This window comes from Paenarthrobacter sp. PPS72 (genome assembly GCF_048537125.1).
In the GTDB taxonomy this organism is placed as follows: Bacteria; Actinomycetota; Actinomycetes; order Actinomycetales; family Micrococcaceae; genus Arthrobacter; species Arthrobacter nitroguajacolicus_E.
The window spans coordinates 66,226-81,166 of sequence record NZ_JBLYIE010000025.1 but is presented as its reverse complement, the minus strand read 5'-3'; the positions used below and the strand labels follow the sequence as shown (position 1 = coordinate 81,166).

The following is a 14,941-nucleotide window of genomic DNA, read 5'->3' as shown; positions in this document are numbered from 1 at the left end:
TCTCGAACAAGCCAGAGCGGATGATGGGCTCCGTGCTTCATCTTGTTCGCTTTGGCTATTGCACTACGTATCCAGGGCACCGGGCAAGCTGTGCCACTCCGGAAGGGTAGACGTGCCGCAACCAGTGGCGCAGGGCTAAGGGGACTTCTCTGCGGGTAACACCGTTTAGGAGCTTGGGAGGCTGGGTACAGGGCAAAGGTACCGTGTAGTGCACTTCTGAAAAGGGGGAGAACCATGACTCAAGGTGATTCGAACCAGACTGACAAGCCTCAAGCCGACGGGAACCGGCTGACCTCCGCGCCATCGGATCCGCGCAGTGGTTACCACTCGGACGAGTTTCCCCAGCAGGAGCAGGAACAGCCGGGACTCACCAAACCACTGAATCCGCAACCGGACCACGGCGAGAAGAGCTATGTGGGGCACGGGCGCCTGCAAGGCAAGACCGCCCTCATTACCGGCGGTGACTCCGGAATCGGCGCTGGGGTAGCCATTGCCTACGCCCGCGAGGGCGCCAATGTGGCCATCAGCTATCTTCCGGAGGAAGAGGAAGACGCGCAGTCGACGGCGGAATGGATCCGTGAGTGCGGGGCGCAGGTCCTGCTGTTGCCCGGTGACGCCCGGGATGAAGGATTCGCGGCCGAGATTGTGGAACGCACCGTGCAGGAACTTGGCGGGCTCAATGTGGTGGTGTTGAACGCGGCGTACCAGAAGAACCGCGAAGGCTTGGAGACCATCCCCACGGAAGAGTTCGACCGCGTCTTCAAGACCAACCTGTACTCGCTCATCTGGACGGCGCAGGCAGCCATTCCGCACCTCCGCCCGGGAGCCTCGATCATTGTCACGGCATCCATCCAGGCCTTCAATCCGTCCGCCCAGTTGATCGACTACGCCATGACCAAAGCCGCCCAGGTGGCCTTCACCAAAGCCATGGCCGAGGAACTGGGGCCCAAGGGGATCCGCGTCAACGCAGTGGCACCCGGTCCCATCTGGACCCCGCTGATCCCAGCCACCGAATGGCCGGACAAGCTTCCCACTTTTGGGCAGGACACGCCGCTGGGTCGGGCCGGCCAACCGGCTGAGCTGGCACCGGCCTATGTGTTGCTGGCGTCGGACGAAGGGTCCTACATTTCAGGGGCGGTACTTCCCGTTACGGGCGGCAAGGGACTCTGATCCGTCGTTGGGCTTGTTGAGGCAGAGGTTTAGGAGACACGAATGATTGCTGTGTTGGTGATCGACATGCAGAACGCCTACTTCGAAGATCCTGCATTGAAGGGGCGCCAGGAAGAAATTGTTGCTGCCTGCAATTCTTTGACCAGCGCAGCGCTCCAAGCCGGGGCCAAAGTCCTCTTCATCGGAACCGTGCATGAACGGGACAAATCCACGTGGAGCCTGAACATGCTTGACGATGACCAGGGCTTCATCTTCAGGGGCAGCGAACAGGCCGAGTTCGTTCCCGGCCTGCTCACTGAAGACCATCCACGCCTGATCAAAACCCGGGACAGCGCCTTTTTCGGGACAGACCTTGCCATGCGGCTAAGGAACTGGGGCGTGGATACCGTTATTCTTGCCGGCATTTCAGCTCATAACTGCATCGCCCAAACGGCCGCTGACGCCTTTGCCCACAACATCAAGGTGATTTACGCCGCCGAGGCCATTGGAACGGAGAATGCGGAGGCCGCCGAGTCAGTGCTCCGGGTCCTTACCCGTGAATACCGGCAGAACGTGTTGCCCTTGGACGAGATTCGCCAGCTTCTGGGAACGGCTCCGTCAGCGTAGGTCTTTTTCAGTCGGGATCCATAGTTGTCCACGGCCGTGTGTTCCGCCGGGCTCTACTTGGACACTGAGCATTTCCGGTCCCGGCGCCCACCTGTAGGGGTTGGCGGGAAACCATTCCGTGGCGGCGTCAGCCCACATGCCCTGCAGGACTTCCGGGAATTTTCCCTCAGCTTCAAAGACAACCCACAGGCCGGCCGGGACCTCAAGGGACTCGAAACCTTCCGGAACCGGCCTGGTAGAGGCCACTGCGTGCCAGTAATCCAGCTCGCTGCCCTCGGTGCGCTGCTCTTCGATATTGTCCGTGACTGAGAGCGGGCCGGTAGGATCCATGTCCGCAAGCTCCAACAATTGCCTGGTGACAGCGGGGTCCAACGCGCGCTGGAAATCGATGATGGCTTGGTTGGGTCCCTCGTGGACCAACGGGACACGGGCTTTCAGGCCCAGGAGGCGGAAAGCGGGTTTGTCTTCAATGCGGTGCTTCATGTCGCTGTTTCCTTCGACTCGGAGGTGGAACCTCATTTGAGGTTGGGAATGGAGAACAGCGCCCGGCATTCGCGCCTCTGAGGGGTTTAGCCCGTGCAGGGACCTGAAAGCGCGGGTGAAGGCCTCTGCCGATCCGTAGCCATAGCGCACGGCGACGTCCAGCACGGTGGCGCCCTCCAGGATTTCCGCAGTGGCTGCTGTCAGGCGCCGCCTGCGGATGTACTCGGAAATTGGCAGGCCGGCAAGGGAGGAAAACATCCGCCGGAAGTGATACTCGGACGTCAAAGCGGCACGCGCCAGGGCGCCCACCTCGATGTCCGCGGTCAGGTCCTGCTCGATGAGCTCTATGGCCTGATTCCACCCCTGCATCGTGTCTCCCTCTCGCAAAGCTGTTCTCCATCCTTTCCATAGACGCTACGCGGACCTCCGCATCGATGCCCCAACAATCCATGCCTGAAAGTATCAGGCCTGGAAACGCAACAATCCGGACAACGCAAGAACTCCTTTAACGCGAGAACCCGGAGACTGCTGCTGCAGTTCTCCGGGTTCTTGCTTGTCTTCAGATGTTACGGGCGACTGGAGCCTGAAGCTTCGTCGTCCGGTTCGGACGAGAAAGGCCGGTCCTCGGGGACGTCTTCCGTATTCTTTTCGTTCAGTTCAGCGTCAGCCGAAGGCACGGTCTTCTCGGAGTAGTCGCCTGCGGTGTAGTCGCCACCGGCGTCTTCCTTCAGGGTTTCCGGGGACACCCCGGTGTCGCCGTAGTCGCCTTCGGAGTACTGGCCTTCGAGTTCGTCGCCGTTGGCGTCGCGGTTCTGGTTATTAGCCATGGTTTGTCCTGCGGCGTCCGGTGACGAGTCCGTAGATCAGCAGCACGATGAGGGAGCCGCCGATGGCCAGGAGCCAGGTTCGAATGGCGAAGAACTCCGTTAGTCCCTCGCCGAAGATGAGGCCGCCGATCCAGCCGCCCAGAAGAGCGCCGACGACGCCCAAAAGGAGAGTGACCAGCCAGCCGCCACCCTGGCGGCCGGGAAGAATAAGCTTTGCAATAGCGCCGGCCAAAAGACCGAGCAGAAGAAAACCAAAGAAACCCATTTTTGCTCCTACTTTCTTGTTAATGGAAATTCCATGAACGTGATGAAGCGAGTAAGTTCACCGGGTGCCTGTTCCAAGCTGTAGGCACCTTAATGGGGCCCCTGAAGGCCCTATGGAATGTGGGGAATTGGAACTAGTGTGAAACCCCGATGAATTTATGAAATACAGCCAATAGAGCACTCCTGCCGATTGGGTCGGACTCGGTACTACACCAGCAACGCTAGCGGCTCCCGGGACAAGTAGCAAGTAACCTGACTATCAGCCAAGCCTTGCTTGCGGGCCCGGACTGCTGCGGATTCGCGCTCTAGTGGCCCTTGAGGGAGTCCGTAACGTCCCTGGCGGCGTCCTTGACTTTCTCGCCCGACTGCTTGAGGTCCGCCCTCGTTTGATCCCCGCGGCCCTCGGCCTGCAGGTCCCTGTCGCCGGTGGTTTCGCCGGTCTTTTCCTTGACCTTGCCGCCTGCTTGTTCGGCGGCATTATTAATCTTGTCACCCAGTCCCATGGGTTTTCACTCCTCGGTTGTGATGATGTTACTTCCTGCGGTTATCCGCAGGTTGGCATAAGAGTTTAGTCGAATGTTCTATTTCGGCAAATTACTATTAACCGGCCTGCAATCAATGAGCAGGTGACAGGCAGTGCCCGACAGGGTTAGTGTCGAGGAATAACACCTCGGAAGGGAGTGATCGCTGTGAAAGGCAAAGCATTGTTCGCCGTGGGCGTGGCTGTCGGCTACGTGTGGGGATCGAAGTCCTGGCCGGAGGTGTACCGGCGGGTCCGCGGAGGCACCGAGAAGCTGTGGAAGAACCCCGAAGTTCAAGAGAACGTGCACCAGGCCACCGAAGCAGTCCAAGAGTCCGTGCCGGATATTCTGGACAACCTGTATGTGGCTGGCAAGAAGTTGCTGGAAAAGGCAGAAGCGATGTTCCCGGGCGTCACGTCCCCAAAGGCGGGACAGCGTTCTGATTCCACTTCCAACAGCAAGCCCACCGTCACCACCGTTCCCACCATCAAGTCTGACGTGGTGTCCGATCCCGCCTTGGATGACGCCACGGGCAGTGACTGGACGGACGAAGGCGGCGCTGCACCGGAAGGTCCGGCCACCAACACGCCGCCCCGCCACTAGCCGTACGTCTAGCTGGAGCGTTCGACGGCGGTCAGGATTGCCTCCCCGAGTTCCTTGGGTTTGGTGAACTGCGGCCAGTGTCCTGTGGGGAGGTCGATGTAGTCGACATCCCGGATCCTGGCGAGTTCCCCTGTGAAGGGGTGCCCGGCATCCATCCACTCCTTGAGGAGCGACGACGGGAACTGGCAGGCAATGATCGTGGCCGGCACGTCGTAACGACGGACGTCGTGGAGGCGTTGCTGGTCAAAGGCCACACCCTTGGGCTCCGGGATGGCCCGTGCCCGGAAAGCTTCCTTCAGTTCGTCAGTGAGGTCAACCAGGTCCTCGTCTTCGAACATTTCCCACGGCGGGAGCGGGACGTCGTCGCCGTCGTCGGGCAGTTCATCATTGATGACCTCGCCCTCACCGAGCGGCCCGCTGTCAACGTAAATGGCGCGGGCCACCCGGCCCGGGCGGGCATCTGCCACGCCATGGATGATGGCGCCGCCGCCCGAGTGGCCCACCAGAATGACCTTGCCGTCCAGGGAGTCAACCTTCGCCACGACGGCGTCGATGTGCGTCCGAAGGCCGATGCCTGCGCGTATTGCATCCGCCGACTCAAGCCCTGGCAGGGTGAGCGGGTGAACCGTGTGGCCGGCTGCTTCCAGCGGCGGCGTCACCTCCTCCCATGAGGATGCGTCCAGCCAGAAACCGGGTACAAGGATGATGTCCATGCCGGTACCCTACGGGAGCCCACTGACAGTTTGTAAGAGTGGTTAGCTTCCCTCTGCCAACTTCTCCACTGCCTTCACCACGATCTTGGCGCGCGACTCCGGGGAGCGGGCTTTGAGGACCTGCAGGATGATGAGGTAACGCCCGGTCTTGCCCAACTCTTCAAAGGCTTTTCCGGCGGCTGGGTTTTCTGCGAGCACCTCCAGCAGGTCTTCGGGGGTTTCGGCGTTGGCTTGTGAAATGTAGGCCGCTTCCCAGCGGCCATCGGCTTTGGCGGCCTCTACCTCGGCATACCCGGCTGCTTGCATGCGGCCTGCGTGTATCAGCGCTTCCACTTTGCCTACGTTCACTTGGGACCACGAACTCCGGGGCCTGCGCCGCGAATAGCGTTGCAGGAAGGTTTTCTCGTCGTGCCCCTTGCGCTGCCCATCGATCCAGCCGAAGCAGAGGGCGCCGTCCAAGGCGTCGTGTATTTCGATAAGGCCGGCATCCGAGTTCTTCTTCGCGATCACAAGCCAGGCTTGGGCCTTGGTCTCATGGTTCGCGGAGAGCCAATCCTCCCACTCTGCGCCGCTGGCGAACCTCAGTAGCTCCGGCTCTGTCTTCCCCACCGCCACCCCTCCTGATTAGCCCAACTAACTCGCAATAGTGGTTGTTTTGGGCGCTCATAACAACCACCATTGCCAGTCAGTTGGGGTTGTGGAGGGGGTTGACGCGGGTCACGTCCGCGGTTCATAGTTATCGTATACGATTTCGTACTTGATGCAGCTCGAAGAAGAGGAGGCGCCGTGACATTGGAGTTCCGGACCCAGGAAGTCAGCCAGGACATGCTGGCCCGGACGCGCAAAGTCATTGCCGTCCACATCAACTACCCCAGCCGTGCGGCGCAGCGCGGGCGCACTCCTGAGCAGCCGTCGTACTTCCTGAAGCCGTCTTCATCCCTGGCGCTCGGTTCGGCGGACGAACCCGGCACGGTCGAACGGCCTGCCGGCTGCGAACTGCTCGGCTACGAGGGCGAAATCGCTTTGGTGATCGGCAAGTCCACCCGCCGCGTGGGGTTGGAGGATGCCTGGAGCCACGTCGAATGGGTCACCGCGTCCAACGACCTCGGCGTATACGACCTCCGCTATGCAGACAAAGGCTCCAACGTCCGGTCCAAGGGCGGTGACGGGTTCACTCCCGTTGGCCCGGCGCTGATCCCGGCCGACGCCGTGGACCCCACACGGTTGCGGATCCGCACCTGGCACAACGGGGAACTGGTCCAGGACGACACCACCGCGGACCTGCTCTTCCCGTTCGCGCAACTCGTCGCGGACCTTTCCCAACTGCTCACGCTCGAAGAGGGGGACGTCATCCTTACGGGCACCCCCGCCGGCGCTTCGGTGGCCAAGCCCGGCGACGTCGTCGAAATCGAAGTCACCGGCGGGGACCTCAGCAGCGGCCGCTTGGCCACCAAAGTAACGGAAGGCACGACGCCGTTCGCTGACTTTGGCGCGCGGCCCAAGACGGACGACACCCAGCGCGAAGAGGCCTACGGATCGCGGGAAGCCGCAGGGCTGCCGGCTCCGGTTTCCCCGGCTTCAGTGCTGACTCCCGAGCTGAAGAAGAAGCTGGAATCCGTTGCCACAGCCACTCTCTCCTCCCAGCTCCGAAAGCGCGGGCTGAACAACGTGAGCATCGACGGCCTGCAAGCCACCCGGCCGGACCGCAAGGTGGTGGGCTTGGCCCGGACACTCCGCTATGTGCCCAATCGCGAGGACCTGTTCAAGACCCATGGCGGCGGTTTCAACGCCCAGAAACGTGCCATCGACTCCGTGAACGAAGGCGAAATCCTGGTCATGGAAGCCCGCGGCGAGAAGGGCACCGGCACCGTGGGGGACATCCTGGCGCTGCGTGCCCAGGTCCGCGGGGCTGCGGCCATCATCACCGACGGCGGTGTCCGCGACTACTCGGCCGTGGCCGACCTGGAGATGCCCACGTACTTCGCCAACCCGCACCCGGCAGTGCTGGGACGCCGCCACATTCCGTGGGACACGGATATCACCATCGCCTGCGGTGGAGCAACGGTCCAGCCCGGGGACATCATCGTGGCAGACTCCGACGGCATCCTGGTTATCCCGCCGGCCATCGCCGAGGAACTGGCAGATGACTGCATCCAGCAGGAGAGGGAAGAAGCTTTCATCTTCCAGATGGTCCAAGAGGGGAACAGCGTGGATGGGCTGTACCCGATGAACAAGGAATGGCAGGCCCGCTTCGAGGAGTGGCTCACAGCGGAGTGGCAGAGCCGGCAAGGAGCCCAAGGTGACTGAAACCGCCGTCGGAAGTATCGCCGTCGGAAGTACCACCGTCGAAGGTGCCGCCGCCCAAAGCAAGTCCCAGCAGGCCTATGCTGCCGTGAAGGCGCGGATCGTCGAGGGTGCCTACACGCCCGGCTATCGGCTGGTGCTCGCCAAGATCGCGGAGGATCTGGGTTTCAGCGTGGTCCCGGTCCGGGAAGCGATTCGCCGCCTCGAAGCCGAAGGGCTGGTCAAGTTCGAACGGAACGTAGGCGCCACGGTGGCCGGAATCGATCCCACCGAGTACCTGTACACGATGCAGACCTTGAGCATCGTGGAAGGCGCGGCCACCGCCTTGTCAGCGCCGCTGATCGATTCGGTAGCCATTGCCCGGGCCCGGGCGGTGAACGAGGAGATGCGTGAGTGCCTGGAGCACTTCGACCCTGTCCGTTTTACCGCGCTGAACCAGGACTTCCACAGCGTCCTGTTTGAGCATTGCCCCAACCCGCACATTCTTGACCTGGTGCACCGTGGCTGGAACCGGCTGACCTCGCTGAGGTCGTCGACGTTCCGGTTCGTCCCCGGCCGCGCCCAGGAATCCGTGCGCGAACACGAGGCGTTGCTGCAGCTTATTGAGGGCGCTGCAGACGCCGACACCATCGAAAAAGCAGCCCGGCAGCACCGTGCAGCCACGCTGGACGCCTATCTCTCCACCACCACTTAAGAGCAACGCGGGGTCACTTATGGCCCCTTAACACCACCCGAACGGGCCAGAAGTGACCCCGCGTTGGAAGAAAAGGAAGACAACGATGACGACCTCAGTAGAGACCGCCAAGCATTACCTCCCGGAAAACTTACCGTCCCACATCCAGCACTTCATCAACGGCGAGTTCGTTGACTCCCTGTCCGGTAAGACGTTCGACGTCCTGGACCCGGTATCCAACGGAAACTACGCCACTGCTGCGGCCGGCCAAAAGGAAGACATCGATCTCGCCGTCGCCGCTGCCCGCGAAGCGTTCGTGAACGGACCGTGGCCAAAGATGAAGCCGCGCGAACGTGCCCGCGTGCTGAACAAGATCGCCGACGCCGTCGAAGCGCAGGAAGCACGCCTCGCCGAACTCGAAACGTTCGATACCGGCCTGCCCATCACCCAGGCCAAGGGCCAGGCGTTGCGTGCGGCGGAGAACTTCCGCTTCTTCGCGGACCTGATCGTGGCCCAGTTCGATGACGCCATGAAGGTCCCCGGCTCGCAGATCAATTACGTGAACCGCAAGCCGATCGGCGTCGCCGGACTCATCACACCGTGGAACACCCCGTTCATGCTGGAATCCTGGAAGCTCGCCCCGGCGCTGGCCACCGGCAACACCGTGGTCCTCAAGCCTGCCGAGTTCACCCCGCTCTCTGCCTCGCTCTGGGCGCAGATCTTCAAGGACGCCGGCCTTCCCGACGGCGTCTTCAACCTCGTCAACGGCCTGGGCGAAGAAGCCGGCGATGCCTTGGTGAAGCACCCGGACGTACCTCTGATCTCCTTTACCGGCGAGACCACCACTGGCCAGACGATTTTCCGCAACGCGGCGGCCAACCTCAAGGGCCTGTCCATGGAGCTTGGGGGAAAGTCGCCGTGCGTCGTGTTCGCCGACGCCGATCTTGACGCCGCGATCGACTCGGCGCTGTTCGGGGTGTTCTCCCTCAACGGCGAACGCTGCACCGCCGGCTCACGCATCCTGGTTGAGCGCGCCATCTACGACGAATTCTGCGAAAAGTATGCCGCCCGGGCGAGGAACATCGTGGTGGGCGATCCGCACGATCCCAAGACACAGGTGGGTGCACTGGTCCACCCTGAGCACTACCGCAAGGTGGCATCGTACGTGGAGATCGGCAAGTCGGAAGGTCGGCTCCTGGCCGGCGGCGGCCGACCCGACCACCTGCCTGAAGGCAACTACATCGCACCCACGGTGTTTGCCGACGTCGCGCCTGACGCGCGGATCTTCCAGGAGGAAATCTTCGGTCCCGTCGTGGCCATCACGCCGTTCGAGAACGACGACGAAGCCCTCGCCTTGGCCAACAACACCAAGTACGGCCTGGCGGCCTACATCTGGACCCAGAACCTGACCCGCGCCCACAACTTCTCCCAGAACGTGGAAGCCGGAATGGTGTGGCTCAACAGCCACAATGTCCGCGACCTCCGCACTCCGTTCGGTGGCGTCAAGGCCTCGGGCCTGGGGCACGAGGGCGGCTACCGTTCCATCGACTTCTACACCGACCAGCAAGCCGTGCACATCACGCTCGGCTCTGTGCACACACCCAAGTTCGGCGCCTAAACTCGGAGTTTTTGTACAGATAACGCCCCTAAAACCCGTCCTAAAGGGCCGTATCTGTACAAAAACTCCATCCAAATGACCCCTTTCAACGAAGAGAGAATCCCATGAGCAACCCCTTCACCGGCCCCATTCCCACCCCCACGGTCCCTGCCCCGGACATTGTCCGCTGCGCCTACTTGGAACTCGTGGTCACGGACCTGGCCAAATCCCGCGCGTTCTACGTGGACCTCCTGGGCCTGCACGTCACCGAAGAGGACGAGAACACCATCTACCTTCGCTCCTTCGAGGAGTTCATCCACCACAACCTCGTGCTCCGCAAGGGCCCGGTGGCCGCTGCCGCTGCGTTCGCGTACCGGGTAAAGTCCCCGGCCGAAGTGGACGCCGCCGAAGCGTACTACCGGGAGTTGGGTTGCCGGGTGGAGCGCCGCAAGGGAGGCTTCACCAAGGGCGTGGGCGACTCCGTCCGTGTGGAAGACCCGTTGGGCTTCCCGTACGAGTTCTTCTACGACGTGGAGCACGTCGAACGCCTCACCCAGCGCTACGACCTCTACTCCGCCGGCGAACTGGTCCGCCTGGACCACTTCAACCAGGTCACCCCGGACGTCCCGCGCGGACGCAAGTACCTCGAAGACCTCGGCTTCCGCGTCTCCGAAGACATCAAGGACTCCGACGGCGTCACTTACGCCGCGTGGATGCACCGCAAGCAGACCGTGCACGACACCGCCTTGACCGGTGGCAACGGACCCCGCCTGCACCACATCGCGTTCTCCACGCACGAGAAGCACAACATCATCCAGATCTGCGACAAGATGGGCGCCCTGCGCATCTCGGACCGGATTGAGCGTGGCCCTGGACGCCACGGTGTGTCCAACGCCTTCTACCTCTACATCCTGGACCCGGACGGCCACCGCGTGGAGATCTACACCCAGGACTACTACACCGGCGATCCGGACAACCCCACTGTCACCTGGGATGTCCACGACAACCAGCGCCGCGACTGGTGGGGCAACTCCGTCGTGCCGTCCTGGTACACCGAGGCCTCCCTGGTCCTGGACCTCGACGGCAACCCGCAGCCCGTGATCGAACGTGAGGACAAGTCCGAAATGGCGGTCACCGTTGGAGCCGACGGCTTCTCCTACACCCGCCCCGATGACGCCTCCGGTGCGGCTGCCGAGGGCTTCAAGCTCGGAGCGCAGGTCTAAACCATGCTGGACGCGAAGACGATCGAAGCCATTGCCGACGAGCTGCTGGAGGCCGGCCGTTCCCGTACACCGGTCCCTCGCCTCACCGCCCGCTACCCTGACATGACGGTAGAAGATTCCTACGCCGTGCAGCAGTTGTGGATGCGGCGGAACGAGGAAGCCGGCCGCACGTTGGTCGGACGGAAAATCGGCCTCACGTCCAAAGCCATGCAGGCTGCCACTGGTATCACGGAGCCGGACTATGGAGCCATTTTCGATGACATGGTCCTCGAAACCGGATGTTCCGTGGAATGGGACAAGTACACCCATCCGCGGGTGGAGGTTGAGCTGGCCTTCGTGTTGAAATCCGGGCTGAAAGGGCCTGGCTGCACCATCTTCGACGTCCTCAATGCCACCGACTACGTGGTTCCGGCCCTCGAAATCCTGGACTCCAGGATCGAAATGGAGGGCCGGACCATCGTGGATACAATCTCGGACAACGCCGCTATGGGTGCCATGGTGGTGGGCGGCCGCCCGGTCCGTCCGGACGCGATCGACCTCCGTTGGGTCTCCGCGATCCTGTACAAAAACCAGACCGTGGAGGAGACCGGAGTGGCGGCCGGAGTGCTCGATCACCCGGCCAACGGAGTCCACTGGCTGGCCAATAAGATCGCTGCACACGGGGACTCGATGAAAGCCGGAGATATCATCCTCGCGGGCTCGTTTACGCGGCCCCTGTGGGTGTACAAAGGTGATACCGTTCATGCGGATTACGGACCGTTGGGAGTTGTGACATGTCACTTCAGCTGAGCCCCACCTTCTACTCGGCCCTTGGTGACGCGGGTCGCCCGCTGGCCGGTATGTGGGTGTGTTCCGGAAGTCCGCTGGTGGCAGAGATCTGTGCCGGCTCCGGTTTGGACTGGTTGCTGATTGACGCAGAGCATAGTCCCAACGGGCTCGAATCCATCGTGGCGCAGCTCCATGCGGTCAGTGGCTACCCGCTCCAGGTCATGGTGCGGCCTCCCGTGAATGACACCGTGGTTATCAAGCAGTACTTGGACCTCGGCGTACAGAACCTGCTGATTCCCATGGTGAACTCGGCCTTCGAAGCAGCCACCGCCGTTGCGGCTGTTCGATATCCGCCGCTCGGCGTCCGCGGCGTTGGCTCGGCACTTGCCCGCGCCTCGCGCTGGAACCGCGTGCCTGACTACCTGGCTACGGCCTCCGAGTCCATCAGCCTCACGGTCCAGATCGAATCCGAGGCTGCAGCGTCAGCCGTGGAAGAGATCCTCGCAGTCGACGGCGTGGACGGCATCTTCCTTGGCCCATCTGACCTCGCAGCTTCCATGGGCCTGCTGGGACAGCAGGAGAATCCTTTGGTGAGGGCCGTCGTCGAGCATTGCCTTGCAGCCGCCAAAGCCGCCGGGAAGCCGGCCGGTGTGAACGCCTTCAATGAGGCAACTGCCCGCGCCTATCTCGACGCCGGGGCCTCATTTGTGCTGGTCGGCGCTGATGTCGCAGTGCTGGCCCGCGCTTCAGAGGGCTTCGCGTCAACGTTCGTTCCGGTGTCTGAAACGGCGGAGCGGGAAAGCTACTGAGCCTTTGCTTGGCTAGTTGGAGCCCTTACGCGCCATGTACCACTCCGTGAATTCGCGGGCCCGGCCGTCCTCGGCGAAACGGATCACCCAGAGGTTGTCATACGTGGGCTCGCCGTTCAGATACGTGGTCAGGCCCTGGATAAAAGCGGTGTCACCATCCTGGCCCAGCAGCGTCCATTCAAAGGTCCAGTCCTCGGGTTTATCACCGGCGTCGGCCCACGCTTGGACGATTTCCTCGTGGCCGTTCCATTGTTTCTCAGTGTTCGGCCGGTCGGAATAGACGGCATCCTCGGTAAACAGCGCACGGATGTCGTCGGGTTCGTTTGAGGTCCACGCGCGTACGTACTGATCCATCCAGGAGTTCACGTCGTTGGTCATTTATCCGTTCTACCCTCCGCGGCCCGAGGGTTCAACGCCGGGCTGCGTTGTTTGCCCAACGTTCCCGCCTGGTTCAGTCCTCGTCCAGGGTTTCCGTGAGGTGATGCGTGGGGATGCGGTCGCGGTCATACGTGATCTCCGTGTAGCCGTGGGGCTGGGGGCGACCATCGGGACCGAGGTTCACGAAGACGATCTCCTCGATGGTCAGGATGGCCTCCCGGGTGATCATGTTGCGGACCTCGGCGCGCATGGTCAGGGAGGTGCGTCCGAAGCGCTTCGCGGTCAGTCCCATCTCCACGAGGTCGCCCTGGACTGCGGAACTGACAAAGTTGATCTCGGAAATGTACTTGGTCACGGCTCGGCCATTGCCCAGTTGGAGGATGGCGTAGATCGCAGCCTCTTCGTCGATCCACTTCAGCAGGCTGCCACCGAAGAGTGTGCCGTTGGCGTTAAGGTCCTCGGGCCGCACCCATTTGCGGGTGCGGAAGGTGATGTCTGCTTTTTCCATAATCCGAGATTATCGAACTGGTGCAACCTTCGCTTGATATTGCAGCCGTGACCTATGCCATTGCTGTGTGTGAGGCGCTGTGTGAGTCGATCCGCTTTGAATAGCAAAATGATTCGTTGACGCCGATGTACGGGCCGAAGTTTGGCACGGCTGCAAAACCTGCACTTTCGTAGAAACTGCGTCCATCCGACTGGGCCGAGCCAGCCTCGGCTGCGATCACGCTGAAGCCGTGGGAATGCGCCTGCGCTTCGAGCGCTGCGAGGATGGAGCTCGCGACTCCCGAGCCCCGGGCGTAAGGGACCACATAAAGCCGCTTGATCTCGGCCGTCTTCTCGTCCAGCATTCTCAGGCCGCCACAGCCCAGAGGTTGGCCCGAGCATTTCTCGTAGGCCACAACAAACACAGCGGTGTCAGCCTCTGACGGCGGCGGACCGGGCTCATGGTCCGTGGTTCCGAACCTCGCATCGAGCTCGGCCTGTTGTGCGGCGCGGAGGTCTGCGCCCACGGGATTCGCCCAAGTAACCTGCCGGATGTTGAGCCGTGGGTTGGTCTGCATCTTTGCCTCATTTCGCCGGTTTTCGGGGAGGTGTCTATGCGTCTCAAGCCTACGGAGCTGTGGTTACCGTGGTGTTTCCTCCGCGTAAGCGTCGGGAGAAATGCACTCATTCTCGCGTTGCGGGGCCCGGTTTGCGCTCTCCCGAGCAGGTTTGGGGCGCAGAACGGGCCCCGTAACGTCCCTGAACAGGCACAAACAGGTACGAAACAGGCACGAACAGGTACGAAACAGGCACGAACGAAACAGGTTACGAATAAGCCGGATCAGGGCTGAAGCGCCTCGCCTGTGGGGTCCTCGGCGGTTTGGTCAGCCAGCGCCATGCCTCCAACAGGGATTTGGTCCCAGTGGAGCACCCGCCAACCGCTTTCGGGGTCGCCTTCCAATGCCACGATCCCTGTGTTCGGGAGTTGATGCGTTTCGGCAAACACGGTATCGATGTCCGTTGCCCTTCGCCCGGCCCAGCAGCGGATCGCTGCACCGTGGCTGACGATCACCGCCGTCGAGTGACCTGCTGCGGCAACTTTCTGCACGCAAGCATCGAACCTGGCGAAGAAGTGGTGCCCGTCGAACGCGCCGGGCATGCGCACATCCAAGTCGCCATCCGTCCAAGCGAAGACCGTGCTCATGTAGCGCCGATGGGATTCGTGGTCGGTTTTCTTCTCCAGTGCACCTGCTTCGATTTCATGGACGCCGTCCAGGATTGTCGGCTCCAGGCCTGTGGCTTTCACCAAAGGTGCGACTGTGCGCTGCGTGCGCAGCAGTGTTGAGGTGTACAGGGCATCGATGGCTTCATCAGCCAAGGCTTCCGGCAGTGCCGACGCTTGGCGTTCACCGAGATCGGTCAGCCCTGGCCCAGGGAAAGCCGTGTCCAATTGGCCTGCAACGTTACCGGGTGTCTGGCCGTGCCTGATCAACAGGAGCTTCATGGATGCTCCGCT

19 protein-coding genes are annotated in these 14,941 nt (G+C 62.0%); 9 read left to right on the top strand and 10 right to left on the bottom strand.

All coding sequences use genetic code 11. The features are described from left to right. Window positions 1–234: 234 nt before the first annotated feature. Entirely contained in the window at window positions 235–1,170 is a 936-nt protein-coding gene (locus ACLRGI_RS12985) for an SDR family oxidoreductase (protein WP_419202056.1), read from the top strand. A gap of 42 nt (window positions 1,171–1,212) precedes the next feature. Further along, window positions 1,213–1,776, top strand: coding sequence for a cysteine hydrolase family protein (locus ACLRGI_RS12980; protein WP_419202055.1), 564 nt, complete (start codon window positions 1,213–1,215; stop codon window positions 1,774–1,776). Here ACLRGI_RS12980 and ACLRGI_RS12975 read toward each other — a convergent pair. From ACLRGI_RS12975 to ACLRGI_RS12960, 4 genes are all read right to left on the bottom strand, one after another. Next, the gene (locus ACLRGI_RS12975; protein WP_419202054.1) at window positions 1,768–2,628 is read right to left on the bottom strand and encodes an AraC family transcriptional regulator; all 861 of its coding nucleotides are present in this window, start codon (window positions 2,626–2,628) and stop codon (window positions 1,768–1,770) included. The two genes, ACLRGI_RS12980 and ACLRGI_RS12975, sit on opposite strands and share 9 nt — an antisense overlap. Before the next feature lie 197 nt (window positions 2,629–2,825). Further along, window positions 2,826–3,086: a hypothetical protein gene (locus tag ACLRGI_RS12970; RefSeq protein WP_419202053.1), complete on the bottom strand. Its 261-nt coding sequence runs from the start codon at window positions 3,084–3,086 to the stop codon at window positions 2,826–2,828. Next, the gene (locus tag ACLRGI_RS12965; RefSeq protein ID WP_419202052.1) at window positions 3,079–3,351 is read right to left on the bottom strand and encodes a GlsB/YeaQ/YmgE family stress response membrane protein; all 273 of its coding nucleotides are present in this window, start codon (window positions 3,349–3,351) and stop codon (window positions 3,079–3,081) included. The genes ACLRGI_RS12970 and ACLRGI_RS12965 overlap by 8 nt, the downstream gene beginning before the upstream one ends. 304 nt (window positions 3,352–3,655) lie before the next feature. Next, complete coding sequence (locus ACLRGI_RS12960) at window positions 3,656–3,853, bottom strand: CsbD family protein (protein ID WP_419202051.1); 198 nt, start codon at window positions 3,851–3,853, stop codon at window positions 3,656–3,658. A gap of 186 nt (window positions 3,854–4,039) precedes the next feature. Here ACLRGI_RS12960 and ACLRGI_RS12955 point away from each other — a divergent pair, with 186 nt between their 5' ends. After that, the gene (locus ACLRGI_RS12955; RefSeq protein ID WP_419202050.1) at window positions 4,040–4,474 is read left to right on the top strand and encodes a hypothetical protein; all 435 of its coding nucleotides are present in this window, start codon (window positions 4,040–4,042) and stop codon (window positions 4,472–4,474) included. Between the two features lie 8 nt (window positions 4,475–4,482). Here the strand turns inward: ACLRGI_RS12955 and ACLRGI_RS12950 are convergent, their stop codons facing one another. Beyond that, window positions 4,483–5,187, bottom strand: coding sequence for an alpha/beta fold hydrolase (locus tag ACLRGI_RS12950; RefSeq protein ID WP_419202049.1), 705 nt, complete (start codon window positions 5,185–5,187; stop codon window positions 4,483–4,485). Between the two features lie 42 nt (window positions 5,188–5,229). Then, on the bottom strand, window positions 5,230–5,796 hold the full coding sequence (locus ACLRGI_RS12945; protein WP_419202048.1) for a YdeI/OmpD-associated family protein: 567 nt from the start codon (window positions 5,794–5,796) through the stop codon (window positions 5,230–5,232). A 177-nt stretch (window positions 5,797–5,973) separates the two neighbouring features. On the opposite strand from ACLRGI_RS12945, the gene ACLRGI_RS12940 reads away from it, so the two are divergent. The 6 genes from ACLRGI_RS12940 (at window position 5,974) to ACLRGI_RS12915 (ending at window position 12,561) form a co-directional block, all read left to right on the top strand. After that, entirely contained in the window at window positions 5,974–7,494 is a 1,521-nt protein-coding gene (locus ACLRGI_RS12940; protein WP_419202047.1) for a fumarylacetoacetate hydrolase family protein, read from the top strand. Further along, window positions 7,487–8,185 carry a GntR family transcriptional regulator gene (locus tag ACLRGI_RS12935; protein WP_419202046.1) on the top strand — a complete coding sequence of 233 codons (699 nt, stop codon included), beginning with the start codon at window positions 7,487–7,489 and terminating at the stop codon, window positions 8,183–8,185. Before ACLRGI_RS12940 ends, ACLRGI_RS12935 begins: the two co-directional genes overlap by 8 nt. A gap of 85 nt (window positions 8,186–8,270) precedes the next feature. Further along, window positions 8,271–9,782: a 5-carboxymethyl-2-hydroxymuconate semialdehyde dehydrogenase gene (gene hpaE, locus ACLRGI_RS12930; RefSeq protein WP_419202045.1), complete on the top strand. Its 1,512-nt coding sequence runs from the start codon at window positions 8,271–8,273 to the stop codon at window positions 9,780–9,782. Window positions 9,783–9,886: 104 nt separating this feature from the next. Beyond that, window positions 9,887–10,984, top strand: coding sequence for a 3,4-dihydroxyphenylacetate 2,3-dioxygenase (hpaD, locus tag ACLRGI_RS12925; RefSeq protein WP_419202044.1), 1,098 nt, complete (start codon window positions 9,887–9,889; stop codon window positions 10,982–10,984). Between the two features lie 3 nt (window positions 10,985–10,987). Then, window positions 10,988–11,773: a 2-oxo-hept-4-ene-1,7-dioate hydratase gene (gene hpaH / locus ACLRGI_RS12920; protein WP_419202043.1), complete on the top strand. Its 786-nt coding sequence runs from the start codon at window positions 10,988–10,990 to the stop codon at window positions 11,771–11,773. After that, window positions 11,758–12,561 carry an HpcH/HpaI aldolase family protein gene (locus ACLRGI_RS12915; RefSeq protein WP_419202042.1) on the top strand — a complete coding sequence of 268 codons (804 nt, stop codon included), beginning with the start codon at window positions 11,758–11,760 and terminating at the stop codon, window positions 12,559–12,561. Before hpaH ends, ACLRGI_RS12915 begins: the two co-directional genes overlap by 16 nt. Window positions 12,562–12,573: 12 nt before the next feature. Here the strand turns inward: ACLRGI_RS12915 and ACLRGI_RS12910 are convergent, their stop codons facing one another. From ACLRGI_RS12910 to ACLRGI_RS12895, 4 genes are all read right to left on the bottom strand, one after another. Next, window positions 12,574–12,939 carry a nuclear transport factor 2 family protein gene (locus ACLRGI_RS12910; protein WP_419202041.1) on the bottom strand — a complete coding sequence of 122 codons (366 nt, stop codon included), beginning with the start codon at window positions 12,937–12,939 and terminating at the stop codon, window positions 12,574–12,576. Window positions 12,940–13,012: 73 nt separating this feature from the next. Next, window positions 13,013–13,447: an acyl-CoA thioesterase gene (locus tag ACLRGI_RS12905; RefSeq protein WP_011776502.1), complete on the bottom strand. Its 435-nt coding sequence runs from the start codon at window positions 13,445–13,447 to the stop codon at window positions 13,013–13,015. Window positions 13,448–13,499: 52 nt separating this feature from the next. Further along, entirely contained in the window at window positions 13,500–14,003 is a 504-nt protein-coding gene (locus tag ACLRGI_RS12900) for a GNAT family N-acetyltransferase (protein ID WP_419202039.1), read from the bottom strand. 263 nt (window positions 14,004–14,266) lie between these two features. Beyond that, the gene (locus ACLRGI_RS12895) at window positions 14,267–14,929 is read right to left on the bottom strand and encodes a histidine phosphatase family protein (RefSeq protein WP_419202038.1); all 663 of its coding nucleotides are present in this window, start codon (window positions 14,927–14,929) and stop codon (window positions 14,267–14,269) included. Window positions 14,930–14,941 lie beyond the last annotated feature (12 nt).